This window comes from Ureibacillus sp. GCM10028918 (assembly GCF_042666115.1).
Classification (GTDB): Bacteria; Bacillota; Bacilli; order Bacillales_A; family Planococcaceae; genus Ureibacillus.
Genome location: NZ_JBHTFK010000005.1, coordinates 1,005,986 through 1,023,488 on the forward strand (window position 1 = coordinate 1,005,986; position 17,503 = coordinate 1,023,488).

Consider the following 17,503-nt stretch of genomic DNA (forward strand, 5'->3'; position numbering starts at 1 on the left):
ATACCAACTAACAAACTGACTCTTAATCTTAAATATACACAGTGCTTCTTAAAAAACTCATAAATCGTTTTGAAAACTAGTTCTGGTACGAGTCAGGATAGAATCGTAACATTCAAAAGGGATGAAAATAAAAATTTGCGCCCATCTTCTAAATAAAGAGCAGAATTTGGGATATTCAATTGGGTAATTTTCCCCGACACGTTATAAACATTTCTATTTTCCCAAACCTTTAACTCTACTTCATCGTTATTCTTATAGGCAATTTGCAATTGTTCACTAAGTTCTTGAAGTGCCCATTCATCCAATTCGGGCTTTTCAACGTCATCATCCTTCTCATGCCAATCTCGAAGCATCTTTACATGCTCCGGTAGCATCATCGCATTCCATTTAATATTTCCACGGTCCCGAATCATCCTTATCACCTCTTATCCTAAAAGTTCATAATCGAACAACTACATCTTATGACCACCTAGAAGCTCCGCACGCCTTACTGCGGTTCCGGCTTCTGTATAGGAAACGGCACGTAAAACTGCTGTTGAGCCATGCTTTGCCCGCAAATAATCCATGGTCGCCCCAAGCTTTCGTCTTTTCCATTTTTTATTGTCAAACAAGCTGAGCTGTATGGAGCGTTCCGATTCTAATTTGGAAACACTAATCGAAATTTGCCTTGCCGGTCTCTCTGCATAATACTCATCAAACAACTCCTGACACACTTTAAAAATTTTCATCGTATCATTTGTTGGTTCATCAATTGTCCGAGCTCGATTAAAACCGCCACCAAAGGCATCCTTACTATAACTTAGGCCGAGTGTAATGGTTCTCCCAGCTTGCCCAGCCTCTCTTGTTCTCCTTGCGATGTCTTCACACATTTCCAAAATAACGGTAAGTATCTCGTCCCGACTGCGATAATCACGCATCAACACTTGCCCTTTCCCGAAACTGATTTGTCCTTGTGCAAGAGGTGCCCCAAGTGGCGACAAATCGATTCCCCATGCATGATAGTAGAGCTGATTCCCCATAATACCAAAACGGTCCTCCAAGGTTTTTAAATCGGTCTGGGCTAAATCACCAATCGTAAAAATTCCCATGTTGTTTAATGAACGCTCTGTTCTTCGGCCAATTCCCCACATTTCTGACAGAGGGGAGATCGGCCAAAGTTTTTTCGGAACATCTTCATATGTCCATTTTGCAAAACCAGTCTTTTTTGCTTCTAAATCGAGTGCAAGCTTTGCTATGAGCATATTTGGCCCCATCCCGACAGCACTTGGAATTTGGAATTGGCGCAGAATACTATCTTGAATAAATTTAGCCGTTTCTTCTGGAGGGCCCCATAGCTTTTCGGTACCACTTAGGTCAACGAAACTTTCATCTATGCTATAAACGTGAATCGCTTCTTTTGGAACGAATTGATTGATTAAATCTGTAATTGCCATCGACATTTGTACGAAGAACTCCATTTTCGGTTCAAATAAACGGATATCGGGATGTTTGGGGATTTCAAAAAGACGTGAGCCTGTTTTTATACCGAATCGTTTTTTCATGGGTGGTGACGCAGCAAGTACAATACTTCCCTTTTGCTTAAAATTCCCCACGACAGCAATTGGCACTTGGAGCGGATCAATATTTTCCAACATCGCCATGCAGCTCGCAAAAAAGCAACGCATATCAATACACATGATTGACCGATTAGGTGCCTGTTCGTAAATTTTAAAGACATCTCCATCGAGGGATTCAGCTATCTTTAGAGCATTTGCACACATCTTTTCCACCTCCCAATTCATACGATCAGTATATGCGAACATTTGTTCTTTTATTCATTTTAAAATGAGACGGTTGAGACGGCAAGAGGAATTATTTGGGTAATTTAGTGAAGACAAAGACAATTTTAGATAAATAAAAAAAAGCTCTCACGAAGTGATATCACCTCTAGAGAACTCATCTAACTCACTTATTCAAGTATTTCTGTAAAGAAGCATGTCTTCATATGATTAATAAAGGTATCTCCTAAATCTGTAAACGTCGCAACACCGCGTCTATGAATTGCAGTTTTAAATCCTTCCGCATCTGCTCCTGCGACCGTTAAAAAATCGCAAATGTCTGTGCAAACACCAACAACATGCACTTTTTCAATATCTAATGCTTTTAATTTTCCAGCTAATCCAGTCTTAAAGAAGGCATTGTAATTTGTTTTCGGTTGATAGATGACATTGGGATTGGATTCATTTTCTTTAAACCAAGTGAATAAATCACCATAAAGCTCCTGTCCTTTTGTTTCGACCACATTATGGGCAGGCCACAATTTAAAGTGGTCATCATTTTCTTCGTGTGCATCCATTGCTACTACTACAATTTGGTCATCACGCAAAAATTCATTCGCTTGCTCGATAATATACGGCACAATTTCCTGCGCTGGCTTTCCTGCTGTCAGACTTCCATAATCCGCAACAAAATCATTGCTCATGTCGACAATGATGAGGGCTTGTTTGGGCATTTTTCATCCTCCAAAACAATATTTTTCTCTATATTATAAACTATCTTTACCCCATAATATGTAGTTGATTTTCAAATACCATCCTTAAAATATATCTTAATAAAAGTAAAACTCCCCAAAGCCATTACAGCCCCAGAGAGTCGAGATTATTGTATGTGAAATATTTAATTTGTTGCAGGATATATGGTTAAGATTTTGTAAATTTGACAGAGCTCAATCATGAATTGAATTCGTGAAAGCAATACATTCCAAACTTACTTCTGTTTAGAATCTTCCTTTAACACATCAACTGAAATACTGCCGTCAATTTCCAGGATTCCCAATCTAACTTCATGAATATTAAAAACACCTTTTTTCCTTAACTGTGTATTTAACTCTTGCATTGTTAAATTTTCTTTGTCCATTAATTGTGAATTCACAGTACCATCTTTTATTATAATTTCTGGCTTTCCATCTATCAACCGCTCGAAGGTTTTCTTTCTGGTCAGTTTTTCAGCCCCCCATATCACTAGTCCCCAAACCGCTACGATAAATATGATATGGGTAAATTTGAAATCTTTTTCATGAATCATCCCACCCACAATATCAACTAGCATTACTATAAAAATCAAGTCAATCGGTGTCGTTTGTGATAATTCTTTTTGCCCTATGATTCGAATAATAATTACTATACATACTACGGCAACTAAAAACTTTATCACTACACCCATATACATTTCCAAGTCCATCCCTCCCTTACTACTTTATAGTGCATCATCACTCCGGAACTTCGATATACTCTATCCATATACCCTTTGCTCGGTAATAATATATTCCACATCCTTAGCCAAGTTAAACAATTTAGCGTCTTTATACTAATTCGAGGTTCAGATAAAATATGAAATCAGCAGGACAAAAAAAACATACTACTCATTTAGTAGCACATCCTAGGGTAAGGATTTGCTATAAATGTTAGTATGTTTATAAATTTGATATACTTCCTGTATTACATAAAAATATAGTTTTAATCGTTAAACTTAACCATTATTCCTGTACTACACCAGCATAAAGATTAGGACGGCGATCATCGTAAACAGGGATTCGATTCCGTACTTCTTCTACTTTTGAGAAATCTACATCAATAACAGCTAGTTCTTCCTTCTCTGAGCCAGTCCAAAGCACTTCGCCCCATGGTTCGATAATCATTGATTGGCCGTTGAAATTTTCCACTTTACGTGAAATGCGGTTAACGGCGATCACGAAGCATTGGTTTTCGATTGCACGGGCTTGTAATAATGTTTTCCAGTGGTCGATGCGGGGTGTTGGCCATTGGGCTGAAACAAATAACACGTTGGCCCCAGCTAATGCGTGTGCTCGAAGCCATTCAGGGAAACGAATATCATAACAAATTACGCCTCCTGCTTCGACCCCACCCAAAGTGAAGCGATTCATGTCATTGCCGGATTCTAGATATTTATCTTCGTTCATTAATCTAAATAAATGAACTTTACTATACTCGCTTACTAGTTTTCCTACATTATTGTATACATACATTGTATTGTAGAATTTGCCGTCTTTTTCTGTTGCTACGGAGCCTCCAACAATATGTATGCCTAGTTCACTAGATAAACTTTCCAAGAATGCTTTAGAACGAGCTCCCTCTTGATCTGCCAGCTCCCCTAGTTTTTCAAGTGCATACCCTGTATTCCACATTTCTGGTAAAACAACAAGCTCTGCCCCTTTGCTTGCTGCTTCCCGGATTAATTGTTCCGCACGCTCGAAATTTTCTTCCACTTTACCGAAGCCTACATTCATCTGAATACATCCGATTTTCATTTCACTAACCCCCTAGACATTTTCTCGTAAAAGTACTATTATTCCTACATATCCAATTGTAATTATATTCTGAAATCTATACAAAGTATAGCGTTCAGCATGTTCCGCTTCTAATGGTAAGTAAATCTATAAATTTTATTGAAAAAGAGGTATACACATGAAATTATCAAATAAACTTCAAAAGCTTCCTACCCAATTCTTTGCCGCCCTAGTTCAAAGGGTGAATGCAGCAATTGCCGAGGGACGCGATGTGATTAACTTAGGTCAAGGAAATCCTGATCGACCAACACCGCCACATATTATAAAAGCAATGCAAGAAGCTGCGGCCAATCCACAAACACATAAATATTCACCGTTTCGTGGAATCCAGGAATTAAAAGAAGCAGCTGCAGCCTTCTACAAACGTGAGTATAGTGTGGACATTGATCCAGATACGGAAGTTGCGATTATGGGAGGTTCGAAAATTGGTTTGGTAGAGCTGCCAATTGCGATTTTAAATCCTGGTGATACGATGCTTCTTCCTGACCCTGGGTATCCTGATTATTTATCTGGTGTAGCGCTTGGAGATATGCACTTCGATACAATGCCGTTACTAGAAGAAAATGAATTCTTGCCTGATTTCGGCGCATTATCGAATGAGGTTAAGAATCGAGCAAAGTTAATGTATTTAAATTATCCAAACAACCCTACAGGAGGAACTGCTACTTTAGAATTTTTCGAAAACACAGTCCACTTTGCAAAAGAAAATGACATAGCGGTGGTACATGATTTTGCTTATGGTGCATTAGGGTTTGACGGGAAGCGACCAGTTAGCTTCCTTCAGGCTGAAGGAGCAAAAGAAATTGGTGTTGAGCTTTATACCTTATCAAAAACATATAATATGGCTGGCTGGCGTGTTGGCTTTGCTGTTGGAAATACAGAGATTATTGAAGCTATAAATTTAATTCAGGATCATCTTTTCTGCAGTGTCTTCCCTGCCATTCAACATGCGGCAGCCGCTGCTTTAAACGGCGACCAGGATTGTGTGGAGGAACAACGGGCAATCTATGAAAGCAGACGTAATGTTTTAATAGAAGAAGCTCATCGAATTGGCTGGGACGTGAAAGCTCCAAATGGATCATTCTTTGCATGGTTAAAGGTACCTGAAGGCTATACAAGCGAAGAATTTGCAGACCTGCTGTTAGATAAAGCAAACGTCGCCGTGGCTGCAGGGAATGGTTTTGGTGAGTTTGGCGAAGGCTACATTCGCGTGGGCTTATTGGTAAGTGAAGAACGCTTAATAGAAGCAATTGGACGCATTGAAAAATTGGAGTTATTTAAAGATGAAACAGCATCAATAACTAAGTAAGTTGAATCAGGGTTCTTAGTGCGTTACGACTTGCATTAAGACCCCTTTTTCCAGCCCTTCATGTTCCTAAAAGAAAAAGCCTCCACAAGTGTGGAAGCTTTTTTATTATCGATTAGCCATCCATTCAGGCTTACTAAACCCTTGGAATTCTGAATCAATGATTTCTTCATATTTAGCAGATTCAACGATTTCGATTAAATCTTTTGCAAGTTGGCTGTCTTTATTATCGGATTTTACCGCTACAACGTTACGGTAGTTTTCATTCATATCTTCTAAGAAAGCTGCATCCATTAGGTTTAAGCCTGCTGCCAATGCAAAGTTGCCCGGTACTGCTACAAGATCAGCGTTTTCGATTTGACGTGGTAAAGAGCCAGCTTCTACCGGTTGGAAAACCAAGTTTTTGTTGTTTGTTGCGACATCTTTTTCTGAAGCAGTTAATTCATCCGCCTCAGGGTCAATTTCGATTAAACCTTGTCCTTGTAAAGTTAATAGCGAACGTGCTGCATTTGATGGGTCATTTGCAATTGCTACTGTTGCACCGTCTTCAATATCCTCAACAGATGCATATTTTTTGGAGAAGAAGCCCATTGGAGCTGTTGGTACCGTGATTAAAGCTTCTAGATCCATGTTATTTTGTTCTTCAAAAGTTTCTAGATAAATTGTATGTTGGAACAAGTTTGCATCAATGTCGCCATTATCCAATGCATTGTTTGGTTGAACGTAATCACTAAATTCAACTAACTCTACTGTGTAACCTTTTTCCTCTAATTGTGGAATGATTGCTTTTGTAAGCATGTCGCTATACGGGCCAGCCGTTGCCCCTAATTTAATTTCTTTACTTTCTTTCGCAGCTCCATCGCTTTCGTTTGATGAATTTGTCGCCTGTTCATCATTTCCAGAACACGCTGCTATTACAACAGCTAATGCTAGTGTAAGGAATGTTAATAAATACTTCTTCATTTTTTTCTCTCCTATCGTTTGTCTAGTGATTTCGCATACTGTTCGCCAATTAATTGGATCAATTGGACGAAGATTATTAAAATGACAACAGTTGAAATCATAATTGTATTATCATAACGGTAATAGCCGAAGCGAATTGCTAAATCCCCAATACCGCCCCCGCCAATTGTACCTGCCATGGCAGAGTAAGCGACCAAACTAATAACCGTTAGAGTAATCCCTCTAATAATTGTTGACTTTGCCTCTGGCAGCAACACATCCTTAATAATCATCCAAGGTGTAGCACCAACGGCAATTGTTGCCTCAATGACTCCCTTATCAATGTCTCTTAAAGATGATTCTACTAATCTTGCAAAATAAGGAATCGCAGCAACTGAAAGTGAGACACTTGCTGCAACGGGACCGATTGTTGTCCCAACCAGTATTTTGGTTAAGGGGAATAATGCAACGAGTAAAATAATAAATGGAATCGAGCGGACCAAATTCACTGCAAAGCCAAAAATATTTTTTACAAATCGATTTTCCCAAAATAAACCTTTATCTGTAACAAATAGCAGTACACCTAGTGGCAGACCGATAATGATGGAAATGGATAGTGCAATTCCAATCATAACGACCGTTTCTTTGAACGCCTTCCAAATATCAGGCAGCATGGTTAAGAAATAAGGAAAATCAAACATGTTTAACCACCTCCACTAGTGCACCACGTTGTTCCATATAATTTTTTGCTTCATTCACTGTCGTTTTTTCACCTTGCAATTCCATGATAAAAATGCCGAGTGGACGCTCCTGAATATATTCAATTGTGCCATGCAGGAAATTTCCTTTTACATCAAACTGCTGGATGGTATCCGAAATAACACCTTCTCCAGCCACATCACCTTTAAATAACAGTTTAAGTACTTGTCCTTTTACATCTTTTAAGATTTCATCGGGAATCTCAAAAGATACAACACTATTAATAAATTCCTGGGTTAACGGCTTAATCGGCTGTGCGAAGATATCATATACTGCTCCTTCTTCAATCACTTTCCCATCTTGCATAATCGCCATTCGATTACAAATTTCTTTTACAACATTCATTTCATGTGTAATCAAAACAATCGTAATGCCAAGCTTTTCATTAATTTGTTTTAATAATTTTAAAATCGATAGCGTTGTCTTGGGATCCAGTGCAGAGGTTGCCTCATCACATAGTAGGATGGATGGATTGTTGGCAAGTGCACGTGCAATTCCAACCCGTTGTTTTTGTCCTCCACTAAGTTGGCCCGGAAACACATCTTCCTTATCCGATAGACCCACCATTTCCAGTAACTCTTTGACACGTTTATTAATTTCATTTTTAGGTGTTTTAGCTGCACGTAAAGCAAAAGCAATATTTTCTCCAACCGTCTTTTGACTAATTAGATAAAAATGTTGAAAAATCATCCCAATTTTCAATCGTGCTGTTCGCAATTCGCCGCTCGAAAGCTGTGTTAAATCAACTCCATCGACAAGAACTTTTCCACTAGACGGTCTTTCTAGTAAATTGACACAACGAAGCAACGAACTTTTTCCCGCACCGGAATAGCCAACTATTCCAAATATGTCACCTTTATTAATTTTTAAGGAGACATTATCAACGCCGACTACTTGTTTGTTTTTAGATTCATATATTTTCGTAATATTTTGAAACTCTAGCATATACTTCTCCTAACTACCGATAATAAAAACATTAATCCCAACCAAATATGTATGATTAATCAGATTACACATAATAATTATAATTGTCAATATTAAAAGTAAATTCAAATAAGAATGCTACTCATTTGACTAAATGAATAGCATTTTTTCACTGTTCTATTTAATTTAGTTTCACCAGACTACAAGTGAAAACTTAACTGACTAGTTTATATTAAGTTACCTCTTGGAATAGATTAGATATCCAAAAACAGCTCAGCCGTCTTTTCTTTGAATTTTTCAACGATAATTGCATCGTCAAATAACTTGCGTACTGTTCTTTCTGTCTCTGCAAAAAGATGAGCATAAGTAATTGCATCATTCATCGTTGAGCGATAGTTTGCGATAATTTCTTTAATGTTTGCTTCCTCAACTTCTGTTGGATGGCAAAGGCTAGCGATATCAAAGATTTCATCTCCTGATCTTTCAGGGAAATATTGATGGGGCTCAGTACTATCAAAAATACAAAGCTTCAATTCCGGTAAAATCACCATATCAACGGAATTTGAATCGAGTCCACACCATACCATTTGAGCGTCGAACCCTCGCTCTAGTGCTTTTTCTACTAGCTTTTTCATCATAGAAGACTTCCCTGTGCCTGGATATCCTTTGATAAACAAGCGTTTTTCAAGTTTTTGCGTGATACTTTGAACCGTATCGCGTGCACCACCAGGAGTTAACGTACCTAGCAACCGATGTGTTTTTTTACTTTCTTTTTCCAGCTTCCGATCTCCAAACACCTTCACCATCAGCTCATCAGTTTTAGTGTCTAGCCCTTTCCAATCCATATGTCGACGCGTTTCCACTTCCCAGTCATCATGAATTTTTAAGGCGTTCGAAAGAGCATTAAAACATTTTGCATAATAATCATCTTTCTTATGCGACAAGTTCAATAAATCTTGTTGCTTTTCAATAATCTTCTGCTTATCCAGACAGTCTTCAAAGGATATAACATGAACGTGTGAAGCTACTGGATCGGTTGTCAGGTTTGTTGCATTGAGGATAAGAATACTGTGTGGCTCCTTTACAAAAAGCGCCTCGATTGTATTTTCGAAAAGTGGGTCGTGGAAATATTCAATATTCAATCCTTTATTACCATAATGAATTCCGAGCTTACTTAGACATTCAGCAACTGTAAAACCAGGGGCTCCTTTTAGTAAATACACGGTTTTCGCTTCGTTCATAATATCATTATAAACATGTTTCATACCCTGACCCGTTAACGCTTGCCCAAAAAAGTGTGTTACTGTATAGCTCAAAAAGACGCCATCCTTCCATTGGTTTGTTAACTTATTTTTATGTCAACAGCCTAAAAAAGGTGCCTGGCACCCAAACACCCCCTCTAAAAACAACTTAAAAAAATCCGAAGGCGAAAAACTTCGCATTCGGATTAAATTCATTATTGAATTACGCCTAATTCACGGCCTACTTTTTCATAGATGGCTAGGGCGTCGTCTAGCATTTCTTTTGTGTGGGCTGCAGTTGGCATGTTGCGGACACGTCCTGTCCCTTTTGGTACTGTTGGGAAGACGATTGCTTTTGCGTAAACCCCTTCTTCAACAAGACGTTTTGAGAAAACTTGCGTTAATTTTTCATCGCCGATAATACATGGCGTAATTGGCGTTTCTGACGCACCAATGTTAAATCCAAGTTTGTTCAAGCCGGCTTTTAAATAATCACCGTTTTCCCAAAGTTTATCGTGTAATTCTGTTGAATCGATAATCATTTGAACCGCACGAGTAATCGCTGCAACATCACCTGGTGTCACGGCAGTTGAGAATAAGAATGGACGAGAACGAACTTTTAGCCAGTCAATTAAATTCTTCTTTCCAGCTACATAGCCACCTACTACCCCAATCGCTTTTGATAGTGTTCCGATTTGGAAGTCGATTTCTTTTTCAAGTCCGAACTGCTTCACAGTTCCTTTACCCTTACCTGTAACGCCAGATCCATGGGCATCATCTACATAAGTGATTAAGTCGAATTCTTTTGCGATTTCTACAATTTCAGGTAATTTCGCAATATCTCCATCCATCGAGAAGACACCATCTGTAATGACCATTACTTTATTATATAAGCCTGATTCTGTTGCTTCTTTTGCTTTTGCACGAAGGTCTTCCATGTCCGAGTGATTATACGCGATAATTTTCGCTTTAGATAAACGGCAGCCATCAATAATCGATGCATGGTTTAATTGATCCGATAGAATCGCATCATTCTTATCCATTACTGCAGAAATAGCAGCCATATTACAGTTGAAGCCTGATTGATAGGAAATGGCAGCTTCTGTCCCTTTGAATTCCGCCAGCTTTTCTTCCAATTTCACATGTAGATCCATTGTTCCGTTAATTGTACGAACCGCTCCAGCGCCAACTCCATATTTATCAATTGCGTCCTTTGCAACTTGTTTTAATTCTTCATTTGTTGCTAGGCCTAAATAGTTATTGGATGATAAATTGATTAATTGCTTGCCATTCACTTGAATAATTGGACCATTAGCCCCTTCAACCGCATCGATTTCATTATATAGCCCTTGCTCACGTAAAACTTCCAAATTTTCGTTTAGGAATGTATCTAAAATTTTAGACATGGATTCATCTCCCTTTGCATCGTAGTTATATTAAATTTTAGCATAATCAAATGATTTTTCGATATGTGGGAATTCTCTGAAAAGTTAGGGCAAAAATTTTCTATTCCAATACTAAATAAAAAACCTCGCAAAACTATGATTCTTTTGCGAGATTTTCTAGATCTTTATGTGAAAAGTCTTTATCTTGACCTTTACCATTCAATTTTATTTCAAGCATTCTTTCAAAAAACGGTAGTGAAATTTGCACAACATAGCCTGTGAATAGCGCAATAATCACTGTACCAACACCAATTGGACCGCCAAGCAACCCACCAATCATGGCAATTAAGGCCTCCATAGCTAAACGAGCTCTCCCAATAGAGCCTCCGAATTTTTTAGCAAAAATCATCATCAATGTATCGCGCGGACCAGCTCCAAGTCTAGGGGAAATATACAATCCACAGCCCACACCTAGTACGATAATGCCCATTAAGAAATAAAATACATCAAAAAATACATTTGTAGAACTTGGTAATACCCAATTGTAAAAGTCAATAAATGGTCCACATAAAATCATATTGAGCCATGTGGCAAGCTTTGGCCATTCTTTTAATAAAAGGGATGTTGAACCTACAATAACGAATCCGGTAATAACAGACCACGAACCTATCGTTAATCCGATATTTTCAAATAGTGATATATGTAGCACATCCCAGGAACCTACCCCAAGAGCTTTTCCCTTTATAATCATGGAAACTCCAAATGACATCACTGCTAATCCAACAAAGAAGAACAGCCATTTCCATATTAATTCTTTTCTCACTACTAAGCCTTCTTTCTAAAAATACATTGGCCTAACTGATACAATTAATAATTTATTCAAATAAACCTTTACCATCATACAGTCAACTTTTCAAAATTACCATAGGTTACGTGAATTAAATCATTCGGATTTAGCTGAATTTGCATTCCAATTTTCCCAGCACTAACCACTATATATTCTAATGCCAGAGCTGATGCGTCGATAAATGTGGGAAACCGTTTCTTCATGCCAATAGGTGAACAGCCTCCACGAATATAACCTGTTATTGGTAATAAGTCTTTAACATGCAGCATTTCAATTTTCTTTTCCCCTGCAACCTTTGCACATGATTTTAAATTTAACTCTTCTGACACTGGAATTACAAATACAAAGAATTTCCCAGTGCCGGCCGTTGCTACTAAGGTTTTAAACACATGCGAAACGGGATGGCCGACCTTTTGTGCTACCGTCACTCCATCCACTTGATTATCTTCAATTGAATATTCTATTAAGTTGTAGTCTATTTGTTGTTGATCCAATAAACGAACAGCATTAGTTTTCGTCACTTTTTGTTTGGCCATTACTAGCACAGCTCCTAAATCACTAAAATTTACAATACAATTTCATCATATCAAATTTATAGAGGATCGTTGTACATTTAAACTAGGAGCTTGTAATAAAAAAACGTCCACTCATAGCATTAAATGCTGTTAGTTAGACGTTTGGTATTTTTATTGAATTTTTTGCAGATGGCGAACGAGCTGACCGTAATGTCCTGCAACATGCTGTACAATTAAATGGTCGACTAAAAAGGATAATGGTTTGCCATCAAAATTAGGGTTATAGCTTGGTGCAGTTTTGGCTAAATTATCTTCATGCACTTTCCCTAAAGCTTCTTCTACTCTTGGCACTAGATTCTGCAATCCTTTAATTGCCTCCTCTTTTTTAAGCCCCAATACAACTATTTCATCTACTGCAGCTAAGCGGCGAACATGTTCATGATTACGTCCCCACTTTGCACCGGGAACAATTAGTAATGCTTCCAAGTCTACTAACCAAAAGTCTACAGCCTCAAGAACATGGGAGACAATCTGCATACCTGACCATTCTTTCTCAGATGGCTTAATATATAGTACTGAATCCTCGGTATCCTCAAGTACTTTAATAATATCCAAAATACTTTTCTTAAACACTTCTACTTTTTCTTTTAAAATTGCCGTTGTCATAAAAAACCTCCTCCAATTCTTAATATAGTGAATTTGCTTCACTTTTCCGATAATCTATAATAGTATATTTTAGTATATAATTAATAATTCTAAAAATACAACTCTGGAATGCCTCTACTATTATTGAAACTAGAAAGGATTTAGAAAATGGAAATGAACAAAGCTTCAACCATCGGGTCCCTCGTTCACGGTGTCAATATTATTGATGTTGTTGCTCAAAGCGACAACCCACTAAAATTTACCGAGATACAGGAACTCACTGGAATATCGAAAAGTAATCTTTATAAATATTTAAATACATTAACACAACTAGATCTTCTTTACAGAGATGCTAAGCAAGGGCACTATTCGCTGGGCTACAAATTTCTTGAGTATGGAAATGCCGCGATGAAAAATAACGATATCACAAGTAAACTTTCATCCTACTTTAAGGAAATTAGTAATCTTACAAATATGACATCCTCATTATCTGTTTGGTTGAATGATACGCCGGTTATTACGAATATTTGGAATACAAATTACGGCTTAAATATCGGTGCCCAAATTGGTACAAAACTCCCTCTTCTTTCTGCTGCAGGAAAAGTACACGCTGCTTATGCAAATCGGGAGGAAGTTTTTAACTGGATTGATCAGGAACAAACGAAGAATCCCGCCTTCCCGGTGGAAGAATTCCAAAAAGAGTTACTGGAGATCCGAGAAACTCACGTTGCCTTCGCAAAAGAGCCGTTAACAAAGCATGTGTCATCCTTAAGCCTGCCAATTTTAGATTATAAAAACGAACTAGTAGCTGCATGTACAATAATCGGCTTCTCGGAGCAAGTTCCAAAAGACAAATCCTCTGAAATTGTTCAGCAAGTCGTTGAGATTAATACAGAAATGTCCCGTGCTTTCGGTTATAAGGGATAGGATTAAAATGCGTTAGAGTTTTCTGCTCAAACGCTTTTTTATTTCCATAATAACGGCAATCAGTAACATAGAAGAATGCTACATAAACACCACCTAACCTTTAATTAATTTTCACTTTTGGCTGATGTTTTTCAAGGATATAAGAATCCTCTAATGCTGGAACAGCTCCTTTTGCAAGGTATTGTAGTATAGCGTGTGCAGCGTCACCCTACAACTTTTAATATTTCTTATCTAACACCAAGATCGTCTAATACCCTTAGTACATTTGGAGCTAAACTAATCCCCGCACCTCCCTTACCAAATACAAGCGCTTGCTCAAAAACAGAAACTGATTTCCCAGTATGATTATAGATTGATAAAGCAGTGGCTAAACTACCGATTCGTTCACTACAAATATTGATATCGCTTACACCCTGCATATTCAATTACCAAATCCTTTATATTTACATAAATAAGGAACAATGATTCCTATTAATAGAAATTTATAACACTTCCCATTCATTTCGTCAATACAGGAAATTAAAAAATTCAGAAGTTTTAGTCTATGTTTTTTTACTATAATATCGAGCTAACGTAAGAAGACCCTTGTTAAAGTAGGATTTGGCAACTATTTCAATACTCAAAAATGAGAGAAAACAATTGTTAAAGAATTCTTAAAGGCTTCTCATGACAATTTAAAAAAGATAGCTGCAACTCAATAATTACAGTAGGACTTCAGCGTACTTTGGCTATATAAATTAGTGACTCTTTAGAATCTTGATAATCTAAAAATCCGCAGCTATATTAACAATCAAAATAGAGTTACTCACATGCCCCCCCTTCGAAGTCTGATTCATCTGAAAATAAATAACATTGACATTTTTCCGCCAAAATATTAATATTTTTATAAATAGTGAACTTAGTTCATTATAAGGGAATATAATTTTTGGGGGGATTTATTATGAAACTTATTAACTTCACATCAACAGGACATACAAGAGCAGGTGCAATTGTTGGAGATAAAGTAATCGACTTAAATTATGCTTACCAAGCACAGCTGAAAGCAGAAGGTAAATACCGCTATGAAGAAATTGCTCATGCATTTGTACCAGCAACAGCAGACGAATTATATCAAGGTGGCAAGGAATCTCTTCAGTTAGCTCAAAATGCAATCGATTTTATTCTATCAAACCCTAATAGCTTCGATAAAAAAACTGTTTATACAAAGGATGAAGTGAAAGTTGAAGCACCAGTTCAAAATCCGGGAAAAATTATTTGTGTAGGACATAACTATCGTGAACACATTTTAGAAATGGGTCGCGAACTCCCTACGAATCCTGTTATTTTTGCTAAATTCGCGAACACAATTATCGGACCAGAAGATGATATTCCCTTCTATCCAATTTCAGACCAGCTTGACTATGAGGCTGAATTTACATTTGTTATCGGAAAACAAGCACGTAACGTTTCCGAGCAAGAAGCACTTGATTATGTTGCAGGATACACAATCACAAATGACGTAACATACCGTGATATTCAACGCCGCACACTTCAATGGCTACAAGGTAAAACAATTGATGGAACTGCACCAATGGGACCTTACTTAGTGACTTCCGATGAATTACAGGATCCATCTGGTTTAGATGTGGTATTAAAAGTAAATGGTGAAGTTCGTCAAAAAACGAATACTTCAAATCTAGTTTTTGATGTTAAGAAACTAGTTTCCTTCCTATCAAACCTAATGACTTTAGAGCCAGGTGATGTTGTATTAACAGGTACTCCTGGTGGTGTTGGGTTTGCAATGAACCCTCAACAATTCTTAAAGGACGGCGACGTTGTGTCGATTGAAATCGATAAAGTTGGCGTGCTTGAAAATAAAGTAAAAGCCGCTGAAGTGGTAGCAACAGTTTAAAGCTTAGTGGATGGAGGGCTCGAGTAGTGGATTCACTACTCCCCTCTTACTATAAAATTTAATTGTAAAGGGGAATGCAATATGGCAGAAGTAAGTCAAGAAGTTAAAGAGTTTATGAAAAGTTCAATTGTAACCGATTACACGAAAGACATACAGCAATATAACTTAGGGCCGCTTTGGGAAGCAATTCCTGAAATTATGAACCATACTCCAAAACCCCACGCTGAAGCATACCTTTGGAGCGATGAATTAATTAAGAAGAAAATGGGAGAAGCTGCACAAATCTTCACACCGGAACGTGGTGGCGAACGCCGTGCAATTTACTTCCAAAATCCTGGTTTAACCTATCGTAAGCCTTGGGGATGGGCTTCAACAACACAAACTATTTATGCAGCTGTGCAAATGTTGCAGCCTGGCGAGAAAGCACCATCTCACCGCCATTCTCAGAGTGCCCTGCGATTCATCTCTGAAGGAACTGGTGCTTACACAATTGTTCAAGGTGAACGCATCTTCATGGAGGAAGGGGATTTCTTAATCACCCCTAAAAACTTATGGCATGGACATGAACATGTAGGAACAGAACCAATGCTTTGGATGGATGCTTTGGATATTCCAACTATCTATTCAATTGGTGGAACATTCTTTGAACCTTATGCTGATGGTTTACAGCAACCAAATATTCCAGATAACTTCAGCGAAAAACGTTACCGTGGTGGTATGGTACGTCCTGTTGGAGATGATAAATATGTTGTTGCCCCACTTGCAAATTATAAATGGAATCGTACAGTGGAAGGCATTAAAGGTTTAATGGAATTTGATCCAGATCCACATCACGGATTTGCAGTGGAGTATATCAATCCATCTACAGGTAAATCTGCCAACCCTACTTTAGGTACTAGAATGCAGCATTTACCAAAGGATTTTCATACCAAAGCACTCCGTCATACGCACTCTACTGTTTACCATATTCATAAAGGATCTGGTTACTCAGTAATTAACGGCGTCCGCTTCGATTGGAAAAAAGGCGATTACTTTGTAGTGCCAAACTGGGCTTGGTATGAACACGGTGCTTCTGAAGACTCTTACCTATTCTCCGTAAACGATATTCCGATCATGGATCGTTTTGAATTAGAACAAGAGCAAGCTTATGATTCAAATAACGGTCATCAAACAATTACTGGTGAATTTAAAGCTGATTTCCGTTAATAATAACAATATAGTTCTAAAAATCGAGTGTGCGACTAACCATTAGTCGATTAGTCGTCCTCTCACCTCCGTGCATACAATTTTCGTACACGGCGGTTCAATCACTTAAGTATCGAAGCTCATAAAGTTGGGAAGGTCTTTTCCCCCCCTTTGTGAGTTTTTTTGTTTGCTCGATGCAAAATCTCGCTTCATGATAGTGGACAGAACACTCTATCCGCCACGTTTATTGCTCCGGAGATATTTTGGATTTTGATTTGTTTAGCAATCTTGTCCAGACAGACTAACCTCAAATGTGATTCGCGTACCTCGGGCCAATGTTTTGTCTCCCTTCAGATTCCGCGTCGACACGGATCCCCTTACGCTTGAGTAGTGGTTCACATATCCCAACGTCCCCAGCCCAGTGAACTTTCATCACCTATTTGACGGACATGACCGGCACACTACGAAAAAGGGAACCCCCTAGCTTGAACTGAACCCCGAATAGTAGACACTTTAAAAAAAGTGCCCTATTCGGGGTTTTTTCTATGGAAAAAGCCCGTTATACTAAAACATAATTAATCTGAACGGGAG

Annotated in this window: 18 protein-coding genes; 4 read left to right on the forward strand and 14 right to left on the reverse strand. The window is 38.1% G+C overall.

Features of this window, described 5'->3' with window-relative positions:
• Window positions 1-92: 92 nt before the first annotated feature.
• The 5 genes from ACFQU5_RS07900 to ACFQU5_RS07920 all read right to left on the reverse strand — a co-directional run bounded on the left by ACFQU5_RS07900 (window position 93) and on the right by ACFQU5_RS07920 (window position 4,306).
• The gene (locus tag ACFQU5_RS07900; RefSeq protein ID WP_390286458.1) at window positions 93-413 is read right to left on the reverse strand and encodes a YolD-like family protein; all 321 of its coding nucleotides are present in this window, start codon (window positions 411-413) and stop codon (window positions 93-95) included.
• Window positions 414-452: 39 nt separating this feature from the next.
• Window positions 453-1,760: a Y-family DNA polymerase gene (locus ACFQU5_RS07905; protein WP_390286460.1), complete on the reverse strand. Its 1,308-nt coding sequence runs from the start codon at window positions 1,758-1,760 to the stop codon at window positions 453-455.
• A 188-nt stretch (window positions 1,761-1,948) separates the two neighbouring features.
• Window positions 1,949-2,491, reverse strand: a complete 543-nt coding sequence (locus tag ACFQU5_RS07910; RefSeq protein ID WP_390286462.1) for a cysteine hydrolase family protein — start codon at window positions 2,489-2,491, stop codon at window positions 1,949-1,951.
• 254 nt (window positions 2,492-2,745) lie between these two features.
• On the reverse strand, window positions 2,746-3,207 hold the full coding sequence (locus ACFQU5_RS07915; protein ID WP_390286562.1) for a DUF421 domain-containing protein: 462 nt from the start codon (window positions 3,205-3,207) through the stop codon (window positions 2,746-2,748).
• Between the two features lie 307 nt (window positions 3,208-3,514).
• Window positions 3,515-4,306, reverse strand: a complete 792-nt coding sequence (locus tag ACFQU5_RS07920; protein ID WP_390286464.1) for a carbon-nitrogen family hydrolase — start codon at window positions 4,304-4,306, stop codon at window positions 3,515-3,517.
• A gap of 157 nt (window positions 4,307-4,463) precedes the next feature.
• Between ACFQU5_RS07920 and ACFQU5_RS07925 the strand changes: the two genes are divergently transcribed.
• Window positions 4,464-5,654, forward strand: coding sequence for a pyridoxal phosphate-dependent aminotransferase (locus tag ACFQU5_RS07925; protein WP_390286466.1), 1,191 nt, complete (start codon window positions 4,464-4,466; stop codon window positions 5,652-5,654).
• A 105-nt stretch (window positions 5,655-5,759) separates the two neighbouring features.
• Here ACFQU5_RS07925 and ACFQU5_RS07930 read toward each other — a convergent pair whose 3' ends face one another.
• From ACFQU5_RS07930 to ACFQU5_RS07965, 8 genes are all read right to left on the reverse strand, one after another.
• Complete coding sequence (locus tag ACFQU5_RS07930) at window positions 5,760-6,614, reverse strand: MetQ/NlpA family ABC transporter substrate-binding protein (protein ID WP_390286468.1); 855 nt, start codon at window positions 6,612-6,614, stop codon at window positions 5,760-5,762.
• 11 nt (window positions 6,615-6,625) lie between these two features.
• Window positions 6,626-7,294, reverse strand: coding sequence for a methionine ABC transporter permease (locus tag ACFQU5_RS07935; protein WP_390286471.1), 669 nt, complete (start codon window positions 7,292-7,294; stop codon window positions 6,626-6,628).
• Window positions 7,287-8,297, reverse strand: coding sequence for a methionine ABC transporter ATP-binding protein (locus ACFQU5_RS07940; RefSeq protein ID WP_390286473.1), 1,011 nt, complete (start codon window positions 8,295-8,297; stop codon window positions 7,287-7,289). Before ACFQU5_RS07940 ends, ACFQU5_RS07935 begins: the two co-directional genes overlap by 8 nt.
• Before the next feature lie 233 nt (window positions 8,298-8,530).
• Window positions 8,531-9,592: a nucleotide kinase gene (locus tag ACFQU5_RS07945; protein ID WP_390286475.1), complete on the reverse strand. Its 1,062-nt coding sequence runs from the start codon at window positions 9,590-9,592 to the stop codon at window positions 8,531-8,533.
• Window positions 9,593-9,732: 140 nt separating this feature from the next.
• Window positions 9,733-10,923, reverse strand: coding sequence for a glycine C-acetyltransferase (locus ACFQU5_RS07950; protein WP_390286477.1), 1,191 nt, complete (start codon window positions 10,921-10,923; stop codon window positions 9,733-9,735).
• A 133-nt stretch (window positions 10,924-11,056) separates the two neighbouring features.
• Entirely contained in the window at window positions 11,057-11,725 is a 669-nt protein-coding gene (locus tag ACFQU5_RS07955; RefSeq protein ID WP_390286479.1) for a YczE/YyaS/YitT family protein, read from the reverse strand.
• 74 nt (window positions 11,726-11,799) lie between these two features.
• The gene (gene ybaK, locus ACFQU5_RS07960) at window positions 11,800-12,285 is read right to left on the reverse strand and encodes a Cys-tRNA(Pro) deacylase (protein WP_390286481.1); all 486 of its coding nucleotides are present in this window, start codon (window positions 12,283-12,285) and stop codon (window positions 11,800-11,802) included.
• Between the two features lie 150 nt (window positions 12,286-12,435).
• Window positions 12,436-12,930 (reverse strand): DinB family protein, encoded by a 495-nt coding sequence (locus ACFQU5_RS07965; protein WP_390286483.1) that lies wholly within the window; start codon window positions 12,928-12,930, stop codon window positions 12,436-12,438.
• Window positions 12,931-13,077: 147 nt separating this feature from the next.
• Here ACFQU5_RS07965 and ACFQU5_RS07970 point away from each other — a divergent pair, with 147 nt between their 5' ends.
• A complete protein-coding gene (locus ACFQU5_RS07970; protein WP_390286485.1) occupies window positions 13,078-13,836 on the forward strand; it encodes an IclR family transcriptional regulator in 759 nt (252 codons plus the stop codon).
• A gap of 227 nt (window positions 13,837-14,063) precedes the next feature.
• Here ACFQU5_RS07970 and ACFQU5_RS07975 read toward each other — a convergent pair whose 3' ends face one another.
• Entirely contained in the window at window positions 14,064-14,261 is a 198-nt protein-coding gene (locus ACFQU5_RS07975; protein ID WP_390286487.1) for a hypothetical protein, read from the reverse strand.
• A gap of 515 nt (window positions 14,262-14,776) precedes the next feature.
• Here ACFQU5_RS07975 and ACFQU5_RS07980 point away from each other — a divergent pair.
• Together ACFQU5_RS07980 and ACFQU5_RS07985 are read left to right on the forward strand one after the other, a co-directional pair.
• A complete protein-coding gene (locus ACFQU5_RS07980) occupies window positions 14,777-15,727 on the forward strand; it encodes a fumarylacetoacetate hydrolase family protein (RefSeq protein ID WP_390286489.1) in 951 nt (316 codons plus the stop codon).
• Window positions 15,728-15,808: 81 nt separating this feature from the next.
• A complete protein-coding gene (locus ACFQU5_RS07985) occupies window positions 15,809-16,933 on the forward strand; it encodes a cupin domain-containing protein (protein WP_390286491.1) in 1,125 nt (374 codons plus the stop codon).
• Window positions 16,934-17,503: the final 570 nt, after the last annotated feature.